The sequence below is a fragment of the Robiginitalea aurantiaca genome, assembly GCF_030380815.1.
Lineage (GTDB): Bacteria > Bacteroidota > Bacteroidia > Flavobacteriales > Flavobacteriaceae > Robiginitalea > Robiginitalea aurantiaca.
Genome location: NZ_JAUDUY010000014.1, coordinates 23,521 through 44,546 on the forward strand (window position 1 = coordinate 23,521; position 21,026 = coordinate 44,546).

The 21,026-nt window shown below is 47.8% G+C and carries 18 protein-coding genes; 13 read left to right on the plus strand and 5 right to left on the minus strand.

Annotated elements, in window-relative coordinates:
- Nucleotides 1-3 precede the first annotated feature (3 nt).
- Together QU605_RS14875 and QU605_RS14880 are read left to right on the plus strand one after the other, a co-directional pair.
- On the plus strand, nucleotides 4-1,107 hold the full coding sequence (locus QU605_RS14875) for a fatty acid desaturase family protein (protein ID WP_289726123.1): 1,104 nt from the start codon (nucleotides 4-6) through the stop codon (nucleotides 1,105-1,107).
- A gap of 12 nt (nucleotides 1,108-1,119) precedes the next feature.
- Nucleotides 1,120-2,304 (plus strand): pyridoxal phosphate-dependent aminotransferase, encoded by a 1,185-nt coding sequence (locus QU605_RS14880; protein ID WP_289726124.1) that lies wholly within the window; start codon nucleotides 1,120-1,122, stop codon nucleotides 2,302-2,304.
- Nucleotides 2,305-2,429: 125 nt separating this feature from the next.
- Here the strand turns inward: QU605_RS14880 and QU605_RS14885 are convergent, their stop codons facing one another.
- Together QU605_RS14885 and trkA are read right to left on the minus strand one after the other, a co-directional pair.
- Nucleotides 2,430-3,887: a TrkH family potassium uptake protein gene (locus tag QU605_RS14885; protein WP_289726125.1), complete on the minus strand. Its 1,458-nt coding sequence runs from the start codon at nucleotides 3,885-3,887 to the stop codon at nucleotides 2,430-2,432.
- A gap of 34 nt (nucleotides 3,888-3,921) precedes the next feature.
- Entirely contained in the window at nucleotides 3,922-5,271 is a 1,350-nt protein-coding gene (trkA, locus tag QU605_RS14890) for a Trk system potassium transporter TrkA (RefSeq protein WP_289726126.1), read from the minus strand.
- Between the two features lie 217 nt (nucleotides 5,272-5,488).
- Between trkA and ubiE the strand changes: the two genes are divergently transcribed.
- Both ubiE and porT read left to right on the plus strand, forming a co-directional pair.
- Nucleotides 5,489-6,217, plus strand: a complete 729-nt coding sequence (gene ubiE, locus QU605_RS14895; RefSeq protein WP_289726127.1) for a bifunctional demethylmenaquinone methyltransferase/2-methoxy-6-polyprenyl-1,4-benzoquinol methylase UbiE — start codon at nucleotides 5,489-5,491, stop codon at nucleotides 6,215-6,217.
- Between the two features lie 3 nt (nucleotides 6,218-6,220).
- Nucleotides 6,221-6,913: a type IX secretion/gliding motility protein PorT/SprT gene (porT, locus tag QU605_RS14900; RefSeq protein WP_289726128.1), complete on the plus strand. Its 693-nt coding sequence runs from the start codon at nucleotides 6,221-6,223 to the stop codon at nucleotides 6,911-6,913.
- Here porT and QU605_RS14905 read toward each other — a convergent pair.
- The gene (locus QU605_RS14905) at nucleotides 6,900-7,631 is read right to left on the minus strand and encodes an RNA methyltransferase (protein ID WP_289726129.1); all 732 of its coding nucleotides are present in this window, start codon (nucleotides 7,629-7,631) and stop codon (nucleotides 6,900-6,902) included. The genes porT and QU605_RS14905 overlap by 14 nt on opposite strands.
- Before the next feature lie 24 nt (nucleotides 7,632-7,655).
- On the opposite strand from QU605_RS14905, the gene tamL reads away from it, so the two are divergent.
- Genes tamL through accD form a run of 3 tightly spaced genes read left to right on the plus strand, consistent with a single transcriptional unit; the run spans nucleotide 7,656 to nucleotide 12,277 of the window.
- Nucleotides 7,656-10,244 carry a translocation and assembly module lipoprotein TamL gene (gene tamL / locus QU605_RS14910; RefSeq protein ID WP_289726130.1) on the plus strand — a complete coding sequence of 863 codons (2,589 nt, stop codon included), beginning with the start codon at nucleotides 7,656-7,658 and terminating at the stop codon, nucleotides 10,242-10,244.
- Nucleotides 10,245-10,300: 56 nt separating this feature from the next.
- Nucleotides 10,301-11,368, plus strand: coding sequence for a class II fructose-bisphosphate aldolase (gene fbaA / locus QU605_RS14915; protein WP_289726131.1), 1,068 nt, complete (start codon nucleotides 10,301-10,303; stop codon nucleotides 11,366-11,368).
- A 36-nt stretch (nucleotides 11,369-11,404) separates the two neighbouring features.
- Nucleotides 11,405-12,277 (plus strand): acetyl-CoA carboxylase, carboxyltransferase subunit beta, encoded by an 873-nt coding sequence (gene accD / locus QU605_RS14920; RefSeq protein WP_289726132.1) that lies wholly within the window; start codon nucleotides 11,405-11,407, stop codon nucleotides 12,275-12,277.
- Nucleotides 12,278-12,341: 64 nt separating this feature from the next.
- Here the strand turns inward: accD and QU605_RS14925 are convergent, their stop codons facing one another.
- Nucleotides 12,342-13,208 carry a hypothetical protein gene (locus QU605_RS14925; RefSeq protein WP_289726133.1) on the minus strand — a complete coding sequence of 289 codons (867 nt, stop codon included), beginning with the start codon at nucleotides 13,206-13,208 and terminating at the stop codon, nucleotides 12,342-12,344.
- 168 nt (nucleotides 13,209-13,376) lie between these two features.
- Here QU605_RS14925 and rpsO point away from each other — a divergent pair, with 168 nt between their 5' ends.
- The 4 genes from rpsO (at nucleotide 13,377) to rpe (ending at nucleotide 17,981) form a co-directional block, all read left to right on the plus strand.
- The gene (rpsO, locus tag QU605_RS14930) at nucleotides 13,377-13,646 is read left to right on the plus strand and encodes a 30S ribosomal protein S15 (RefSeq protein WP_289726134.1); all 270 of its coding nucleotides are present in this window, start codon (nucleotides 13,377-13,379) and stop codon (nucleotides 13,644-13,646) included.
- 226 nt (nucleotides 13,647-13,872) lie between these two features.
- Nucleotides 13,873-16,086, plus strand: a complete 2,214-nt coding sequence (locus QU605_RS14935) for a polyribonucleotide nucleotidyltransferase (protein WP_289726135.1) — start codon at nucleotides 13,873-13,875, stop codon at nucleotides 16,084-16,086.
- A gap of 162 nt (nucleotides 16,087-16,248) precedes the next feature.
- Complete coding sequence (locus QU605_RS14940; RefSeq protein WP_289726136.1) at nucleotides 16,249-17,112, plus strand: sigma-70 family RNA polymerase sigma factor; 864 nt, start codon at nucleotides 16,249-16,251, stop codon at nucleotides 17,110-17,112.
- A gap of 203 nt (nucleotides 17,113-17,315) precedes the next feature.
- Nucleotides 17,316-17,981, plus strand: a complete 666-nt coding sequence (gene rpe / locus QU605_RS14945) for a ribulose-phosphate 3-epimerase (RefSeq protein ID WP_289726137.1) — start codon at nucleotides 17,316-17,318, stop codon at nucleotides 17,979-17,981.
- On the opposite strand, the gene QU605_RS14950 is transcribed toward rpe, so the two are convergent.
- Nucleotides 17,975-18,400, minus strand: coding sequence for a CBS domain-containing protein (locus QU605_RS14950; RefSeq protein ID WP_289726149.1), 426 nt, complete (start codon nucleotides 18,398-18,400; stop codon nucleotides 17,975-17,977). The genes rpe and QU605_RS14950 overlap by 7 nt on opposite strands.
- A gap of 169 nt (nucleotides 18,401-18,569) precedes the next feature.
- Between QU605_RS14950 and QU605_RS14955 the strand changes: the two genes are divergently transcribed.
- A complete protein-coding gene (locus tag QU605_RS14955; protein ID WP_434967938.1) occupies nucleotides 18,570-19,559 on the plus strand; it encodes a YpdA family putative bacillithiol disulfide reductase in 990 nt (329 codons plus the stop codon).
- A gap of 1 nt (nucleotide 19,560) precedes the next feature.
- Nucleotides 19,561-20,967 carry an aldehyde dehydrogenase family protein gene (locus QU605_RS14960; protein ID WP_289726138.1) on the plus strand — a complete coding sequence of 469 codons (1,407 nt, stop codon included), beginning with the start codon at nucleotides 19,561-19,563 and terminating at the stop codon, nucleotides 20,965-20,967.
- The last annotated feature ends 59 nt before the right edge of the window (nucleotides 20,968-21,026 follow it).

The following is a 21,026-nucleotide window of genomic DNA, read 5'->3' on the forward strand; positions in this document are numbered from 1 at the left end:
CTCATGCAAAATACATCCATTCGCTTTTCCAGAACCGAGTCCGCGGAATTTTTTAAAACCCTCAATAAGCGCGTAAATGCCTATTTCAAGGAGAACCGCATTAAAAAGACCGGTAACTGGCGCCTTTATCTCAAAGCCGGAATCATGTTCTCCCTGTTTTTTGCACCGTACTTTGTAATCCTGACCCTGAATCTCCCCATGTGGGCCAACCTGCTACTGACCATACTGATGGGTGTGGGCATGGCCGGAGTGGGAATGAACGTAATGCACGACGGCAACCACGGAACCTTTTCCTCAAAAAAATGGGTGAACAAACTCATGGGGGGCAGTATCTATATCCTTGCCGGAAATGTGTACAACTGGCAGGTACAGCACAACGTATTGCACCATACCTATACGAACATCCACGAGCATGATGAAGATCTTGAGGCCGGAAGAATCCTGAGGTTTTCGCCCCATGCCAAATGGCATAAGCATCATCGCTTTCAACATTATTACTCCATCTTACTTTACGGATTGCTGACCTTTAACTGGGCCATTACTACGGATTTCCAGCAGATGTACCGGTACACCAAAAGAAAATTGTCTTATGGTAAATTCCCGAACCCTGTAGTGAACTGGAGCGTCCTGCTGATTACAAAACTGGTCTATGCCACGGTGTGGGTCGTCATTCCCATGCTGGTTCTCGATATTGCCTGGTGGAAAGTACTCATTGGATTCTTTGTGATGCACTATGTAGCCGGAGTAATTCTCAGCGTTGTATTCCAGCTTGCACATGTTGTAGACCACGCTGAAATGCCACTTCCGGAAAAAGATGGCAGCATGAAAAATAGCTGGGCGATTCACCAACTCAGGACCACGGTGAATTTCGGCACGCGTAACCGCATTGTAAATTGGTTTACGGGGGGATTGAACCATCAGGTGGAACACCACATCTTTCCCAATATCTCCCATATCCACTATTCTAAAATTGCGGAAATCGTAAAACAGACGGCCAGGGAATACAATTTACCCTATAACGAATATCAGACGACCCGTAAAGCCATTCTATCGCATTTCCAACACCTGAAAGAGCTTGGGAAAAAACCCGATTTTCAGTTGCAATAACCTTTACCCTTTATGAATAAGTACCTCTCCGACCGTATTAACAATATGTCTACTTCGGCCACACTGGCAATGGCTGCCAAGGCCAGGGAGCTTAGAAATGAAGGCAAAGACATTATTGGGCTCAGCCTTGGGGAACCGGATTTCAATATCCCCGATTTTATCAAAGAAGCCGCCAAGGAGGCCATAGATCAGAACTACAGCAGTTATTCTCCTGTAGATGGGTACGCTGACCTGAAAAATGCCATTTCAAAGAAGTTTAAACGGGATAATGCGCTGGAGTATAGCGCATCCCAGATAGTTGTATCCACGGGAGCGAAGCAATCCCTGGCCAATGTGGCCATGGTGCTTTTGAACCCTGGAGATGAAGTTATTCTGCCGGCTCCGTACTGGGTTAGTTACAGTGACATCGTAAAGCTCGCCGGAGGTATCCCTGTCGAGGTACCCACGGATATTGCTTCGGACTTTAAAATTACGCCCGACCAGCTGCGCAATGCCATCAGCCCAAAGACCAAGATGATCTGGTACAGTTCTCCTTGCAACCCAAGTGGATCCGTCTACAGCCGGGAGGAACTAGAAGGCCTGGCTGCTGTCCTTCGGGATCACCCGGATATTTTTGTGGTCTCAGATGAGATCTACGAACATATCAATTTTCGGAGCGGACATACAAGCATTGCCGGGATTGATGGGATGTATGAGCGCACCATAACGGTCAATGGGGTTTCCAAGGCCTTTGCAATGACCGGATGGCGGATCGGATATATAGGAGCCCCTGAATGGATAGCCCGTGCGTGCACAAAATTTCAAGGCCAAATCACCAGTGGCGCAAATGCCATAGCGCAACGTGCGACAATAGCCGCCCTGGAAGCTCCTGTTTCCAGTATACAATTTATGATAGACGAATTTCGAAAGCGTCGCGACCTCATCCTCGAACTGCTATCAGAAATCGACGGCTTTCGGGTCAATGTCCCCGAAGGAGCCTTCTACGTATTTCCGGATATCTCCTCTTTTTTCGGAAAAGAACTCCGTGGGAAAACGGTAAAGGATGCTTCCGATTTTGCACTCTATCTGCTTGAGGAAGCCAATGTTGCAACAGTCACCGGGGCAGCTTTTGGGAACCCCAATTGCATCAGAATTTCCTATGCGGCTTCCGAAAAGGAAATTCGGGAAGCTGTTCGACGTATTTCCGAAGCGGTCTGATCAGGTAGTATTTCTCAAGGTAAATCCCTCTTAACGCTCTCAGGTACACGGTATGCATGCCGCAGTACCGGATGCTCAAATGCCGGAACAGTCCATTTGCACAACCCCTTTCCCACGGCCAACGCTCAGGTTCGCTTCCAGAAATAAGGCGTCAGTAAGATAAGTACGGTAAAGAGTTCCAGCCTGCCTGCGAGCATCAAAAAGCAGCACCACCACTTGCCCAGTGCCGGCAGGTGATTGAAATTATTTAGGGGATTCAGGGTTCCGAAAGCAGGACCGACATTCCCGAGGGATGATGCGGCACCCCCGATGGCCGACACAAAGTCCAGTCCCAGAAAACCGAGCACCAGGGCTCCAATTATAAACAAGAGCATATACAGCACGAAAAACGCGATAATGTTATAGACAATGTGTTCAGAGACTGTTTTCCCGTTAAACCGGACAGGGATAATGGCATTTGGATGCAGGGTTCTTTTGAATTCAAGCAGGCCATTTTTAATGATCAGGATGTGCCGCATTACCTTGATTCCACCCGCCGTAGAGCCTGCAGATCCTCCGGCGAACATAAGGCCGAAGAACACGATGGTCAGAAATGACGTCCATGCCGTAAAATCAGCCGTGACAAAGCCTGTAGTGGTGATCACAGCAAGCACCTGGAACAGCCCATGGCGAAACGCGCTCTCCGCGGGCCCAAATACCATGGGGTGGTATTCGGATACGGGAACCTCAGCTCTGAAGAAGACTACTGCCCCTACCAAAACCGCAAAAATTCCGATAAATATCGCAAAGTATTTGAGCTCCTCATCCTGTATAATCTTTTGGATTCTCCCCTTAAAAGCAAAGTAGCTCAGGACAAAATTGGTACCCGCCAGGAACATAAACAACATGATAATGTACTGGATGAGCGGCCGGTCGTTCCAGTAGGCAACGCTCGTGTTCTTTGTGGAGAAACCTCCCGTAGAAAGCGTGGAAAGCGCATGATTCATCGCATCGAACAGGGACATGCCCGCGAGTTTGAGCAAGAGGGTCTCCGCAACGGTATAGCCGAGATAAATAAACCAAAGGCGTTTGGCCGTATCCGTAATCCGTGGGTGTAATTTGTCTCCTCCTGGTCCCGGAGCCTCAGCGGCGAATAACTGCATCCCGCCAATTCCGAGAAGTGGGAGAATGGCAATGGCCAGAACGATTATCCCCATTCCACCTATCCAGTGCGTAAGGCTCCTCCAGAACAATATACCTTCCGGCAAAGCCTCGATATCCTCAAGTATAGAGGCCCCGGTAGTGGTATAACCGGACATGGTTTCGAAAAATGCATTGGTAACTCCGGGAATGCTGCCGGTAAGGATATAGGGCAGGATGCCCGAGGCCGACATAATGATCCATCCCATGGCCACGATGATATAGCCCTCTTTTCTTTTAACCTCCTTTTTATGACCGCGGGTAAAGTACATCGCCAGCGTTCCCACGAATAAGGTTGTAATAGCCGCCAGGCTGATCCCCAGGGTAGCCCCGTCGGCATACAACCCGCTGATCAGTGCCGCCAAAGCCATAAAGCCACCGTTGAAAAGCAGCAGCAGGCCCATAAGATGAATGATTATTTTTGAATTCAGGCCCATATTAGAGGAACAGCTTTTCTACCTCGGGAATCGCATTGGGCAGGCAACAGACTACGACCCGGTCCCCTTCCTCTATCCGGTAATCCCCCAGGGCTATAATACCCATATTGCCACGAATAACCCCACCAATACTGGCTTCCCTTGGAAACTCCATTTCACGGATCAGGGTTCCGGCCACTTCGGAGGTGGGTTTAACTACAAATTCGAGGATCTCCGCATTTAGGTTATTCAATCGGGTAAGTGCAACAACCTCTCCCCTCCGGACGTATCTGAATATGTTATTGGCAGCCAGGAGTTTTTTATTGATCAGCGTATCGACCCCAATGGACTGAGAAATCTGAAAATAGTCCATATTCTCCACAAGGGCGATGGTCTTTTTGATGTGCTTGGACTTTGCGACCAGGCACGACATGATATTCGTCTCGGAATTTCCCGTCACCGCGATAAATGCATCCATGGATTCCAGGCTCTCTTCCTCAAGGAGTTCCACATTCCGACAGTCTCCATTGATAACCAGGGCATTGGGAAGCATATCCGCCACCTCAAAAGCCTTGTTTTTATCCTTCTCGATGATCTTGACATTGAATCGCTTCTCGCAAAGGTCCCGTGCAGCCTTGGTCCCGACTTTGCTCCCCCCCACAATCATCACATTCCGAATTTGCTCTTTCTTTTTCCCGGTGAGTTTATAGAGTTCATCCATCCCTTTACGGTCCGTGATGAAATAGACCTGGTCCTCTATCATGAACTCCGTATCCCCCCTGGGTATGAGGGTAAACTGGGTCCCCCTGCGTTGCAGGGCAATGGGCATAAAATGTAATTCCGGAAAAATACGGGCCGCCTCTTTTACAGTTTTCCCCACAAAAGGCGCTGATTTTGGCAGGGAAACCCCGACCATTATTAGGAGTCCCCCTTCAAATTCATAGGTGTCGTTAAAGGCTGACTGGCTTAAAAGCAGGTTGATCTCCGCTGCGGCCAGCTCTTCGGGGGAGATCAATTCATCAATTCCCAGTTCCGAAAAGTTAATGCGGTCTTTGTACTCGACAAACTCGGTATTTGAGATTCGCGCGATGGTCTTCTTTGAACCCAGTTGCTTGGCGAGCAGGCAGAGGGTGATATTCGTTGTTTCTGAAGAAGTAACCCCAATGACCAGGTCTGAATTTCCCACCTGGGCATTCTTCAGAATAGAGATGCTTGTGGCATCCCCCCGAAGCACGCGGATGTCGAGGTGACCCTCGGCATAGGACAGACTTTCCTTATCTGTATCGATCAGGGTAATATCCTGGGATTCGTAAGAGAGTAATTTTGCGAGATGAAATCCGACTTCTCCCGCGCCAGCGATGATGATTTTCATTCAGTAGAGCATTGGTACGGGCAGACACAAACCATAAGCCATGTGAAGTAAACAGCCCTTTAATCCGGTGGTAAGCCATCGAAAATACTGCAGGACAAAATTACGGATTTTTATCATTCCGGGCCTAAAAGTAGTTCGGGAGATTTTACAGGAATGAACACTACATTGAAGTTCAGATTACTGCAATGCGTTATCTTTGCACCTCAATCAGGTTGAGATGGCTAAACCAGTACTTCCATATAAGGATTCTGACCAGAATAAAAAGGAACAGGTACGTCAGATGTTCGATACAATTTCCGGAAAATACGACGGCCTGAACCGTCTGATTACCTTCGGGACCGATACACTCTGGCGCAAAAGGTTGATCCGGCTGGTCAGCGAACAGAACCCGCACTCCGTGCTTGATATCGCCACAGGAACCGGCGATTTAGCGCTCGCATTTGGCGCTACAGATGCCAAAGAGGTCGTGGGGCTCGACCTCTCTCCGGGAATGCTTGAAATCGGAAAGAAAAAAGTCGTTTCAAAAGGACTTGAGGAAAAAATATCCATGGTTGTGGGTGATAGTGAAGCCCTGGACTTTGAGGATGCATCCTTCGACGCCGTAACTGTAGCTTTCGGAGTGCGGAATTTTGAAAACCTCGACAAAGGCCTTTCTGAAATCCACAGGGTCCTGAAACCCGGGGGAATCCTGGCAATTCTCGAAACCTCTGTCCCGGAGAAAAAATTCTTTAAATGGGGGTATCAGCTATATGGTAACCACGTGCTGCCCCTCCTCGGGAAACTCTTCTCGGCTGAGGGTACAGCCTATTCCTATCTTTCGGAGTCGGCAGCAGCGTTTCCATACGGACAGGAATTCAACAATATTTTAGAGAAAAACGGGTTTATAGGTATGAAACACGAACCCCAAACCTTTGGGGTTGCCACGATATACACTGCGACAAAATAAGGTATGAGACACATCTGGTTGCTCTTAATTGCCCTGGCTTTGGGCCAGCCGGTTAGCGCTCAGTTCAATGAAAAGCCAATTCTCAATCTTCAGAATGAGGACCTCGCGAGATTTAACTGGGGTTATTTCCTCGGTTTCAATCAATACGATTTCAAATTTGAGTACAAAGATGACCTTGGAGATATCCTGGTGAGTAAATCCGTTGGTTTTAATGTGGGACTTATCGGGGAAATGCGGTTAAATGAATTTTTTGACCTGCGTTTTGAGCCCGGACTTTTTTACACCCGACGCGATTTGGGATTCCCGGGTTTTACCTCTGAGAACGAAGCCATTCGGGAAGTACAGTCCACCTACATCAACTTTCCCCTCTTGCTCAAGGTGAGCACCCGGCGCCTGGGAAATTTTAAACCTTTTATCATCGGAGGTGTCGGAGCAGCTCTGAATCTAAGCAGTAATGAGGATTCCCCTGATGACAACAGCAGTGGCACCTTCCGGATGAAACGACAGGTTTTCAACTACGAAATAGGGTTTGGAATCGATTTTTACCTCGAGTACTTTAAGTTTTCACCTTCCATCAGAGGGGTTTTTGCCCTATCTGATGAATTGTTCAGGGATACGGACCCCAATAGTCCCTGGACCGGGAATATCGAGTCGATGAAAACCCGTGGGTTGTTTATTAACTTCACTTTTGAATAGCGGCCATTCCCCTGCGAATCTCATAAAGGAGGATTCCTGCAGCTGTACCCAGGTTCAGACTCTCGGCCCCCGTATCCGCATAAGGCTTAATACTGAGGGTCTGCGTAAGTATTTCCCTGAGTTCTGAAGAGATGCCGTGCGACTCACTACCCATCAACAGGATGCCCTGATCCGGAAATGAAAACGCTGCGGCCGATGTCCCGTGCATATCTGCGCCAAAAACAGGCAGGCCACATTCCGTAAGGACTTTTTGAAGGGGAAGATAATGAAGGTTCACCCGCGCAAGGGAACCCATACTGGCCATGACCACTTTAGGATTAAAGGCATCAACGGAGTCCGGCGAGCATATGATATCCCGTATTCCAAACCAGTCACACAACCGGATGATTGTACCGAGGTTCCCCGGGTCGCGTACCTGATCCAGAGCGAGTACCCAACCCTTATAGTCCGGAGCGGCCTCCCTGGGAATCTCAAAAACACCAAGTATTTTATTGGGCTGCACAAGGGTACTGACGGATTTGAGTTCCCGTTCGGAGAGCGGCTCCGCTTCGGGAAAAGAATCCATGATTTCAGAGCTGTACAGGTGCTTTGGCACCCAGCCCGCGCTGGTAAAAGCGGTCACGACCTTTACCCCTTCGGCCAGAAAGAGACCATTGAGGTTACGGTACTTTTTTTGATGCAGACTTTTTATAAATTTTAATTCCCTTTTGGCAACCATACAAATAATGTAATTTTGGCTTATATGAGAGCCCGCTGGCACGTTGTGAAACTCCCCGCTAAAATAGGATTATTCTTGGTGGGGCTTAGTTTTTTCTCCTGCAACGTCCTGAAAAGGGTAGAGCCGGACGAGCTCCTGCTGACCGATTTTGAGGTTTATGCGGATAGTGTTAAAACGACAAACTCCGATGTACAAAGCCTCGTGAGCCAGAAGCCCAATAGCAGGGTTCTCGGAATCCCCTTAAAACTTCACTTATACAATCTGGCAAAACCAAATCCCGACTCCGCCTATCAGGATTGGCTGTACCGGAAAGAGAATCGTTATGACCGCCTCGAGGCAATTCTTTCCCAGAAACAGGTGGAACGCCTAGGGGAATCCTTTTTCGTTTCCGGCCTGAGCAACGGGCTCAAGAAGGCAGGAGAGGCACCGGTTGTCATAGACAGCAGCCTTACACAAAAATCTCTGGATCGCATACGGGCCTATTACAATACCAAGGGGTACTTCAACAATACCGGAAGTGCCCGGGTAGATACCACAGACAAACAAAGAGCTTCGACGCGCTACGACATCGACCTGGGCAAACCTTATATTATTGACACGATTTCATATCGGTTTTCCTCACCTGCCGTGGATTCCATTTATCAATTGCACAAGGAGGAATCCCTGGTTCGGTCTGGGGAACAGTTCGATCTCGTGAATTTTACAGCGGAGCGGGAACGCCTGACAGATCTTTTCAGAAACACGGGAATCTGGAATTTCCAGGAAAGCACAATCAATTACGACATTCTCAGGGATACGATTCTCGACCGCGATGACCAGTTGATGGAGGTTGAACTCAATATTGAGAACCCGCGCCTGAGAGGTGGTGGACAAGCTCCCCCTTACAGGGTCCACCGCATTGACTCTGTAAATATCTTTGTGAATTACAACTTTCAGGATCAGAAAGATTCGCTTCAATCCATTACCGAGGATAATTTTACGATCTATTACAAGGACAAACTGCGATATAAGCCCAAGGCCTTGCTGAATGCAGTTTTCCTCGAACACGGGCAGGTCTATCGGGAAATTGACCGCATAAGGACCTACAGGCAAATCAACAACCTGAATTCGTTTCGATACCCGAATATAGAGCTGGTGGATCAGGGAGACGAACTGCTTACCACAAACATCTATCTTTCCGCCCGACCCAGAAATTCCCTGAGCCTGGATCTGGATGTGATTCACTCTAACATACAGCGGATCGGTATCGGGGTCGGAGCCGCCCTGGTTACGCGAAATGTTTTTGGCGGGGCAGAAATGTTGAGTCTTAACGGCAGGGCAACTTTTGGTTTCCTGAGTGATCAATCCCTTCCAGAGGACTTTTTCACCGAGATTTCGGCGGATATTAATCTGATTTTTCCCAGGATCTGGATGTTCTCTTTTGTGAATGCCCAGCGGGTCATCCCAAACTACATGCTCCCCCAATCCAGGATATCATTCGGAACCACATTCCAGAAAAATATCGGCCTCGACAAGCAGACTTTAAATCTGCTCCTGGGCTATACCTGGAGTCCCAATGTCAAAACAAAGAATGCTTTTGAGCTCCTCAATATAGAATACGTCCGGAACCTGAATCCCGAAAACTTCTACAACGTATACCAGAGTACCTATGGCCGCCTCAATGATATTGCTGAGAAGGATGATTACCAGAGCAACCCGGACCTGGCTGATTTTTACGAGCCTGCAGATGATCCGGACGACCCCCAGCGGCTTATTATTCCCGATGGGACGACAGGGTTTACCAATGCTATTTTGACCGGTAGTGTGCCGCCTCAGGACCCGGATGACTTCGGGGATGTATTCCGTATTGAAGAGCGGAGGGTCCGCCTGACGGAAAACAACTTTATTTTCTCATCAAATTATCAATTCACCTTAAACAATCAATCCGACCTCAACGACAGGAGCTTTCACCAGTTCCGATGGCGCGTTGAAACGGCCGGAAACATCCTATCTGCCTTTGCAGGTATTTTATCACTGGGAAAAAACGAAGCCGGGCAAAACCTCCTTTTTGGAGTACCCTATTCGCAATACGTCAAAACCGAGGTGGAGTATATCAAGCACTGGGCGTTGACCGCGACCAATGTGCTGGCTTTTCGCTCTTTTGCCGGTATTGCCATCCCCTATGGAAATGCGGATAACATTCCATTTGTCCGGAGTTATTTTGCGGGTGGTTCCAATGATAACCGGGCCTGGTTCCCCTATTCCCTGGGTCCCGGTAGTACCGACAATATTAATGACTTCAATGAAGCGAATTTCAAACTGGCCTTTAACCTGGAATACCGGTTCCCCATTATCGGAGATTTAAAGGGTGCCTTGTTTACAGATGTGGGGAACATCTGGAATGTATGGGACCAGACCACCTTGGATTCTGCCACTTTCAGCGGCTTTGAATCCCTCAAGGATATCGCAGTGGGTACGGGATTTGGCCTGCGATATGATTTCTCCTTTTTTGTATTTCGGGCAGATATGGGCTTTAAGACCTACAATCCGGCACGGATTCCCTCCCAAAGATGGTTTGCTGAGTATAACTTTGCAAATTCGGTGGTACAGATCGGAATCAATTATCCGTTTTAAAGGTGATTATTTATTACTTTTGCCTCAGTTTTAATCCAATATTTAAGACCTGACCTATGGGCCATTCAATTAAACCGGGGGTAGCCACCGGAGACGAAGTACAGCAGATTTTCCGATATGCAAAAGAAAAAGGGTTTGCCCTTCCGGCAGTAAATGTCATCGGATCGGATAGCATCAATGCGGTTTTAGAAACTGCGGCCCAGCTCAACGCCCCCGTAATCATCCAATTCTCGAACGGAGGAGCCCAGTTCAATGCGGGAAAGGGCCTTTCCAATGAAGGTCAGCAAGCTGCCATACTCGGAGCTATTGCCGGGGCCAAACACATCCATCAGCTGGCCGAAGCTTATGGTGCCACGGTTATCCTGCATACAGATCACTGCGCTAAAAAACTTCTGCCCTGGATCGATGGCTTGCTGGATGCCAGTGAAGCCTATTACAAAGATCACGGCAAATCGCTCTTCAGCTCTCACATGATCGATCTCTCCGAAGAACCTATAGAGGAAAACATCGCGATCTGCAAGACCTATTTGGAGCGCATGGACAAGATGGGCATGACCCTGGAGATCGAACTTGGGATTACAGGCGGGGAAGAAGATGGCGTAGATAATACAGATGTGGACGATTCCAAACTCTATACACAACCAGAGGAAGTGGCCTACGCCTATGAGGAACTCTCCAAGGTGAGTCCCCGATTTACCATAGCTGCTGCTTTTGGTAACGTTCACGGGGTATATAAGCCCGGAAATGTGAAACTCACACCGAAAATCCTGAAGAACTCTCAGGAGTACCTCAGTGAGAAACATGGCCTGGGGCACAATCACATTGACTTTGTATTTCACGGAGGCTCGGGTTCAACCTTAGCCGAAATCCGGGAGGCCATTGGTTATGGGGTGATCAAAATGAATATTGACACCGACCTTCAATACGCCTTCATGGAAGGCATCCGAGATTATATGGATGCTAAAAAAGACTACCTTAAAGCCCAGATCGGAAATCCGGAAGGAGCAGACCAGCCCAACAAGAAATACTACGATCCCCGGGTGTGGTTAAGGGAGGGTGAAAAGACTTTCGTTCATCGGCTGACAAAAGCCTTTGAAGATCTCAATAACGTAAATACCTTATAATTGGAAGGTAACCAAGAATCTATAAAAGACGAACATATGTCATCCTGGTTTCGCAGAAAAGAAAAAGGGATTCAAACCTCGACCGAAGAGAAAAAAGATACGCCCAAAGGGTTGTGGTATAAATCTCCGACGGGCAAAATCATCGAATCCGAAGACCTGGCCGAGAACTTCTGGGTAAGTCCGGAAGATGATTACCACGTCCGTATCGGGAGTAAAGAGTATTTCCAGATCCTTTTTGACGACAATAATTTCAAGGAATTAGACCCAAACCTTTCTTCCAAAGATCCGCTCAAGTTCGAAGACACAAAAAAGTATTCGGACCGGCTGAAACAAGCTGAAAAGAAAACGGGCTTGAAGGACGCTGTTCGCACGGCCGTTGGAAAATCCATGGGGAAGGACCTGGTTATCGCCTGTATGGACTTTTCTTTTATCGGGGGCTCCATGGGGAGTGTTGTAGGGGAAAAGATCGCCAGGGCCATCGACTACAGCATCAAGAAAAAATTGCCTTTTGTCATGATCTCCAAATCCGGAGGTGCGCGTATGATGGAGGCAGCGCTTTCTTTGATGCAGTTGGCAAAAACCTCTGCCATGCTCGCTCAGTTGGCTGAGGCCAAATTACCTTACATATCACTCTGTACAGATCCCACTACAGGAGGAACTACAGCTTCCTATGCCATGTTGGGGGACATCAATATTGCAGAACCCGGTGCGCTTATTGGTTTTGCGGGTCCCCGTGTTGTGAAAGAAGCGACAGGAAAGGATCTCCCGCCCGATTTTCAAACCTCTGAATTTGTTTTGGAACACGGTTTTCTGGATTTTATCGTACACCGCAGGGATTTGAAGCGAAAAATCAACCTCTACCTGGACCTGGTTTTAAACCAGCCAATTCGAAATGAGGTTGAGTCCTGACCGATCAAAAACCCTATATCAAAAAGGCCCCTATGGAAATTCAAAGGGGCCTTTTTTGTTTTCACTATGACCGGATTCTCCTCAGGGTCACTTCTTGTATAGCGCCCCCGGGAAGTTCCAGTTCCCCTTTGCTGTCGCAGTCCCCATTTCCAAAGTCCAGTACACCGGTCCATCCCTCACGGCTGATCTGCAGGCTCCCGCTCACCAAAAACCGACAGGCGAGTTCTCGTCTCAACGGATTGAGAACGGTTCGGTTGTAGGTCACCCCCCTGCGGTTGACAAAGGTTTGAGATCCGGTAACCAGAAATACATTATCTCCCCAGAAACCCGAGCGGAACCCTTCGATCCATTCGCGGCTTCGCGCTCCCTTCCATGTGGCCTGGTCTCCATTGGGCCATGTAGCGGCAAAATCAGATGAGATTTCGGATTGGGGATTGCCATTTTCATTGTTCCGGGTCCTGAACACTTCTGCACCACCTTCCAGGTCAATCCCGTTAAATGTAAAACTGCTGAGCGAAAGGGAAAGCGTTCGGGTTCCCAACGGTTCTGCCGGGTCAAAACTCAGGAGCACTACCCCGCTTAACAAATTGCCATTGGGGGTCTCACATCCCGCTCCGAAATCGATTGTCTTTTCAACTTTGGAATCCTTTACCATGGTAGTAATGGTCACGCACTCCGGTATAAAACCCGAGTTTACGATCTCTTTCCCTTCAAGGCGCTGCGCCTCCACCTGATAGACTTCTTCGGCCAGGTTAAGTACTTCCTCAACCCCCCATTCCGCGTCGTCACCCTGTTGCAGTGCCACCAGGTCAGTGGCTTCCAATAAAGTGTCTTCTCCTGTATCTGTGATGTTGTCATTTTCACAGGAAGCACTCAGTAGCCCGAGAATTCCCGCTACAATTATCACGTTGTTCCATTTGTTCCGTCTCATATCCTTTTCTTCTTTTGGTTATCAGTACTTGGATACGGCTGCCTGGAAAAGGTTTAAAACTGCCCAATAAAAATCGATAAGATGTAGGGTTTGGTCAAATAATGTTTATCTTTGCCCCCTGATTGAAAATTAATCGGATACATAAAAATCATTTACAATAATATTGGCATGTATTTAACCAAAGAGATTAAGACCGACATCTTTAAGAAACATGGCGGTTCAGAAACAAACACAGGTTCTACAGAAGGGCAGATTGCGCTGTTTACACATCGGATCAACCACCTGACAACACACCTGAGAAGGAACAAAAAGGATTTCAACACAGAGCGTTCCCTGGTAATGTTGGTAGGAAAGCGCAGAAGTCTTCTGGATTACCTCAAGAAGAAGGATATTGAGAAATACAGGATCCTGATTAAAGAATTGAATATTCGAAAATAAGCGATACAGGGGAGCTCTTTGGCTCCCCTGTTTCAATTTGCACCCCCTGGCCTGGTATACTCGCTTAGGGCTCTGCTTAAAGTCCTTACCTGTTAAGGCAACTTAAAAGGCTCACTTCCGGTTTTTCATAGGTCGACCTGCACAACAACACAACCCAGACCGTCCGGTAAGACGGGAGACCTTTGTTTAATTCAAATGCCTTAGGGCACTTATTAATTACTTTCTAATGATTCCAAAAACATTTCGAGAGGTCATCGACCTGGGAGACGGTAGAGAAATTTCTATCGAAACAGGTAAACTGGCCAAACAAGCCCACGGCTCCGTCGTGGTCCAATCCGGTAAATGCATGCTGCTCTGTACGGTAGTTTCAAACTACAAACAGAGCGATGTCGACTTCTTGCCACTAACCGTGGATTACCGCGAAAAATTCGCTGCTTCGGGTAAATACCCTGGCGGATTCTTCAAAAGAGAAGCACGCCCGAGTAATGGAGAAATCCTGACCATGCGTTTGGTCGACCGGGTTTTACGTCCGCTTTTCCCAAAAGATTATCACGCTGAAACCCAGGTGATGATCCAATTAATGTCACACGACGACGAGGTGATGCCGGATGCAATGGCAGGATTAGCCGCCTCAGCCGCGATTCAGCTTTCGGATTTTCCGTTTGAATGCGCGATATCTGAAGTTCGTGTCGGTCGCGTAGACGGTGAACTTATTATCAACCCTACACGGGCACAGCTCGAGAAATCCGACATCGAAATGGTCGTTGGTGCCTCTGCTGATTCCGTAATGATGGTTGAAGGAGAGATGAGTGAAATCTCTGAAGAAGAGATGGTCGAAGCGATCCGCTTTGCCCATGAAGCCATTAAAGTCCAGTGCGCTGCTCAGATCCGTCTTTCAGAGGCTGTCGGTCGCAAAGAAGTACGGGAGTATGAGCAGGAAAGCGAAAACGCGGATCTTGAAAAACAGATTCACGATATGGCTTATGACAAAGTATATGCCATTGCCAAGGCAGGTTCTGCAAAGCACGAAAGAAGCGAGGCCTTTTCAGCCCTTAAGGATGAAATCAAAGCTTCTTTTGACGAGGCTACCCTGGAGGAACACGGCGAACTGATCTCCAGATATTTTTACAAAACTGAAAAAGAAGCCATCCGGAATCTGATCCTGGATGAAGGACTTCGTCTAGACAGTCGTAAAACGGACGAGATCCGCCCAATCTGGTGTGAAGTGGATTACCTCCCTTCTACCCATGGGTCTGCGATTTTCACCAGGGGTGAAACCCAGGCACTAGCCACAGTAACACTCGGTACATCCAGAGATGCAAGTATCATCGACATGCCTTCTTTCGAAGGGGAGGAAACTTTTTACCTCCACTATAACTTCCCACCTTTCTGTACGGGTGAAGCCCGTCCGATTCGCGGGACTTCAAGACGGGAGATCGGTCACGGAAACCTGGCACAAAGAGCTTTAAAAGGAAGCATTCCAAGTGACTGGCCTTATACGATACGTATTGTTTCCGAAGTGCTGGAAAGCAACGGTTCTTCCTCTATGGCGACAGTATGTGCGGGGACCATGGCGCTTATGGATGCCGGGGTCAGCATTAAAAAACCCGTTTCAGGTATTGCCATGGGGTTGATCACCAACACCGAAACCGGCAAGTATGCTGTTCTTTCGGATATCCTCGGAGATGAAGATCACCTTGGGGATATGGACTTTAAAGTTACAGGAACTACAGACGGGATCACCGCCTGCCAGATGGATATCAAGGTCAAGGGACTCTCTTACGAGATTTTGGTAAAAGCCCTGCAACAAGCCCGTGATGGACGTCTTCATATTCTTGAAAAACTATCAGAGACGATACCTGCAGCCAATCCGGACGTAAAACCACACGCCCCGAAAATGGTCAATGCTACGATCGCAAACGATTATATCGGAGCCCTGATCGGACCTGGAGGAAAAGTCATTCAGGAATTGCAAAAAGAAACAGGTACTACAATTGTCATCAATGAAGACCCGGTAACCGGAGACGGACTCGTTGAAATCCTGGGTACCGACCAGGCGGGTATCGACAAGGTACTGGCAAAAATAGATTCGATCACCTTTAAACCTGAAGAGGGAAGTGTGTACGAAGTAAAAGTCATCAAGATGCTGGACTTCGGTGCCGTGGTTGAATACGCAGAAGCCCCGGGGAACGAAGTACTGCTTCATATTTCTGAATTGGCATGGGAACGCACCGACAAGGTGACCGATGTTGTTCAGATGGGAGATGTCTTTGACGTGAAGTACATGGGAACCGACCCGCGTACCCGTAAGGATAAAGTATCGCGAAGAGCCCTCCTGCCTAAACCAGAAGGCTATGTAGAACGTCCGCCGAGAAGAAGAGAGAGCGGCGGCGGAAACCGCGACCGAAACGGACGCAGGCCACAGCGTTCACGTTCTTAGGTTTTATTTAAACTACCTCTAAACCCCTGTTTTTCAGGGGTTTTTTTATGTTTAGGCTTTAAATGTTAAATTTTTTCGTCACCTTTTGTAACTTTTTAGTGACTTCTTACGTATAACTAAAGGCAGTACCCAAATTACTGGAACTTAAACCGACAAAGCGCGATGAGACAGTTAAAAATTACAAAGCAGGTTACCAACCGGGAAACCGCATCCCTTGATAAATATCTTCAGGAGATTGGAAAAGTAGATCTGATTACCGCAGATGAGGAAGTGGAACTCGCACAACGCATTAAAGCCGGGGATCAAATCGCTTTAGAGAAATTGACCAAAGCCAACCTTAGATTTGTGGTCTCGGTAGCCAAGCAATATCAGAATCAGGGCCTTACCCTTCCCGATCTGATCAATGAAGGAAACCTGGGCCTTATCAAAGCGGCACAGCGTTTTGACGAGACTCGTGGATTTAAGTTCATCTCCTATGCCGTATGGTGGATTCGTCAGTCCATACTTCAGGCACTGGCCGAGCAATCCCGAATTGTTCGTCTGCCGCTGAATAAAATCGGTTCGATAAACAAAATCAATAAGACTTTTGCCTATCTGGAGCAGGCCCACGAAAGACCACCATCTCCGGAGGAAATTGCAAAAGAACTGGATATGACTGTGGAGGATGTTAAGCAATCCCTCAAGAATTCCGGACGTCATGTCTCTATGGATGCCCCTCTTATCGACGGGGAAGACTCAAACTTATACGACGTATTGCGCAGCGGGGAATCCCCGAATCCAGACAAGGATCTCTTGAATGAATCCCTGCGTACTGAAATCGAAAGAGCTCTGGAAACATTAACGCCAAGGGAAGCAGATGTAATCCGCCTTTACTTTGGACTTGCCGGACAACACTCCATGACCCTGGAGGAAATTGGTGAAACTTTCGACCTGACACGCGAACGGGTACGCCAGATAAAGGAAAAAGCAATTCGTAGGTTGAAACACACCTCAAGGAGCAAAATCCTGAAGACTTATCTGGGATAAAATAATTCAGGCAATGTTAAAGTATTCTTAAGTTGGAATATTGGCATATTGTTTGTATTTTGTAAGCTGTAACAGCATTTTTCATGACTGTTCGTTTTTTGATTGATGAATAAACTCCGGCTGATTACCGGAGTTTTTTCATTTCAGGCCCTGCCCACTTTTTTTTCCTTTATGTACCTTTGCCCCTGTTAAATACCTGCATTTTGAAAAGAACCGCTAAAATTGCCCCTTCCCTTCTGGCCGCTGATTTCGGGAACCTCGACAAAGACGTAAAAATGGTGGAAGACAGTCAGGCAACCTGGCACCACCTCGACGTGATGGACGGTGTCTTTGTCCCGAATATCTCCTACGGAACCCCTGTGGTGAAGGCCATCCGCAAGGCAGCCAAAAAGCCCCTGGATGCCCACCTGATGATCGTTAAGCCCGAGCGGTATATCGATATGTTTGCAGACTTAGGTGTGGATAACCTCACGGTACATTACGAGGCCTGCCCCCACCTCCATCGCACGCTTCAGGCCATCCGGGATACCGGAATGAAGGCCGGGATTGCTCTAAATCCCCATACCCCTGTTTCCCTCCTTGAAAATTCACTTGAAGGAGCGGACCTCATTTGTATAATGAGCGTGAATCCGGGTTTTGGAGGACAATCCTTTATTCCCAATACGTATGAAAAAGTACGGGAACTTCGATCCATGATTGACGATAAAGGGCTTGATACCCTGATTGAAATCGATGGGGGTGTTACCCTGCAAAATACGGCCAAATTACTGGAAGCCGGAGCGGATGTCCTTGTAGCCGGAAGTTTTGTTTTTAACTCCGAAGATCCCGAGGCTACCATTGCCCGTATGGCATCGGTGGAAGTCTACTGATACTGTTTTAACAGGTACTTTATAAGGTCTGTGGTGGTCACAATACCCACCAGATTACCATCCTCCACGACCGGGACGGCGTGAAATTCTTTGGCAGCAAGGAGCTCGGCAACTTCCCTTACGCTGGTTTGAGGGGCGACAGATCTTATTTTCTTGGCCATTACCTGAGAGAGCGTAAACATCTCGTAAACCACAGATTCTATGTCTTCCTCATCCTCATACGCGCCGTCTGCAAAACTGATTCGCAAAAGATCGGTCAGGCTCAGCATACCCACAATTTTTTGCTGACCTTCTACGACGGGAATGTGGCGTATGTTGTGTTTTTTAAACAGACGCTCCGCCTTTTCAAGACTATCTGTAGTATTAAGTATAACCAACTGGGTGCTCATTATAGTTGAAACCGGGATGTTTTCAGGAATACTCATGGTACTGTGTGTTATAATTGTTCAGGACTAAAGATCACTTTAATTCCATTTAAAAAGTATGACAAATATCATTCAAAGACCGAGTTGTCATGGTTCCTTAACGACTTATACACACTAATTGGCTAATTTTGCAGGTAAGTGGTAAATGCAAACGCGGATAGCAATGACGGACTTAATTATTATCGGAGGTGGCCCTATCGGAATTGCCTGTGGCCTGGAGGCCAAAAAGAAAGGAATTTCATACCGGATTCTTGAAAAAGGCCCGATCGTCAATTCGCTTTTTAATTATCCGGTCAACATGCAGTTCTTCTCATCTTCTGAACGCCTGGAGATTGACGGCATTCCCTTTATCAGCAATGAAGCCAAACCAAAACGGAATGAGGCCCTGGAATACTACCGGCGCATCGTTACTTCCAACGAACTGAATATACAGCTCTTTGAACGGGTTTCAGAGGTGCAAAAAGATGGGGATATATTCGCCATCAGTACGCCAAAAGCAACATATCACGCGAGAAATGTCATCATCGCGACCGGGTTTTACGACCTCCCCAATACCCTTGACGTGCCCGGTGAAGACCTGCCAAAGGTCTCTCATTACTACAAGGATCCGCACTTTTACGCGAGCCAGAAGCTCGCCGTGGTAGGGGCCAGCAATTCTGCAGTAGATGCCGCATTGGAGTGCTGGCGCAAAGGGGCAGAAGTCACGATGATCGTCAGGGGGCCTGAGATCGGGCGTCGCGTCAAATACTGGGTGCGCCCGGACATCCTCAACCGGATTGAAGAAGGTAGTATTCGCGCGTATTTCAACAGTTCGATTCAGGAAATAAGTCCCGAACAACTCGTTCTGGACACACCTGAGGGAACCGTAATGTTACCCAATGACTTTGTCCTTGCCCTCACGGGGTATCAGCCTAATTTTGATTTTTTAAAAGCTGCCGGAATCGAACTTTCTGAGGATGAAAAAAAACGTCCTCAATACAATCCGGAAACCATGCAGACCAATGTGCCCGGCTTGTATCTTGCAGGAGTCATTTGCGGCGGGATGGAAACCCATAAATGGTTCATAGAAAACTCAAGGGAACACGCCCAAATTATCCTCAGAGACATCCTTTCAAAAAAAGGCAACCCCAAAGCTGCCAATCAAACCTGTTAATATGACTGAAAACCCTTATTCGGAGCTGTTTAACAGTCAAATGGATCGGTATGTGGCGGTCGGCAGATCTACCTGGAAGGAGCGGTTGCGAAAACTCAGGGCGTTGAAAGATGCCCTGGAACATACCTACAGGCAAGCGCTTCGCGAGGCACTGCATTCAGATTTCGGCAAGCCATTTCTGGAAACAGATCTGGCTGAAATCTATCCAATCCTCTCTGAGATCAAGCATGTAGAGCGCAATCTGAAAGAATGGATGCGGCCGAAAAAGGTCGGTAGTACCCTGACCCTTATTGGCTCCTCTTCGTATATACAGTACGAATCCAAAGGAGTATGCCTGATCCTCTCCCCCTGGAACTACCCGGTATACCTGACTTTTGGCCCACTGGTTTCCGCAATTGCCGCGGGCAATTGCTGTATTCTTAAACCCTCGGAGGCTACCCCGGCCACCAGCCGGGTAATTCAGGAAATTGCAGGCGCCCTTTTCGACCCTTCAGAAGTTGTAGTTGTACAGGGAGAGGTCGATACTGCGAAGGCTTTGCTGGAATTGCCTTTCCACCATATCTTTTTTACAGGCTCCCCTGCCGTTGGCAAACGAATTATGGAGGCAGCCTCCCGTCATCTGAGTTCTGTTACCCTGGAGCTTGGGGGCAAGTCCCCGGCTTTTGTGGATGAAACGGCAAGCATGGGGACCACATCCAAGAGACTCGCCTGGGGAAAATGCCTGAATGCGGGTCAGATCTGCGTTGCTCCGGATTACATCCTGGTCACGGAAAAAGCAAAGGATGCCCTGGTATCGGAACTGAAAAAACAGTTGGAATCTTTTTATCCGAAGGGGGCTTCTGAATCTGAAAGCTATGCCCGGATCATCAATAAGACCCACTTTCGCAGGCTTCAAAATGCCCTTAATACGGCAGTATCCGAGGGAGCTGAAATCCTGTATGGCGGTGAAAGTAATGAAGAAAGCCGCTTCTTTGAACCTACTTTGATCGGAAATGTACCCGAGGACGCCTCCTTACTGCAGGAAGAAATTTTTGGCCCCATTTTACCACTCGTAACCGTAAAGGATGCAGGGGAAGCCGTGAAAATTATCAATAGCAAACCCAGGCCACTGGCGCTATACACCTTTAGTAAGAACAAGTCAGCCATTCGAAGTTTAAGTGAGAACACGAGGGCCGGGACCGCATGTATCAACCACAATGTGGTTCATCTTTCCAACAATCACCTGCCTTTTGGTGGGATTAACAACAGCGGTATTGGTAAAGCCCATGGCCATTATGGTTTCCTGGCATTCTCCAATGAACGGTCTACTATAAGGCAGTACACCCCCAGTTCTATTGACCTGCTCACGCCTCCGTACACAGATTTCAAGCAGCGCCTGGTAAACGCTACACTCCGGTGGTTCAAATAAATCTCCTGTCCCAATGTTAATTTTGTTTAATCTTTAACAGTTTTAATTAAACATTATTC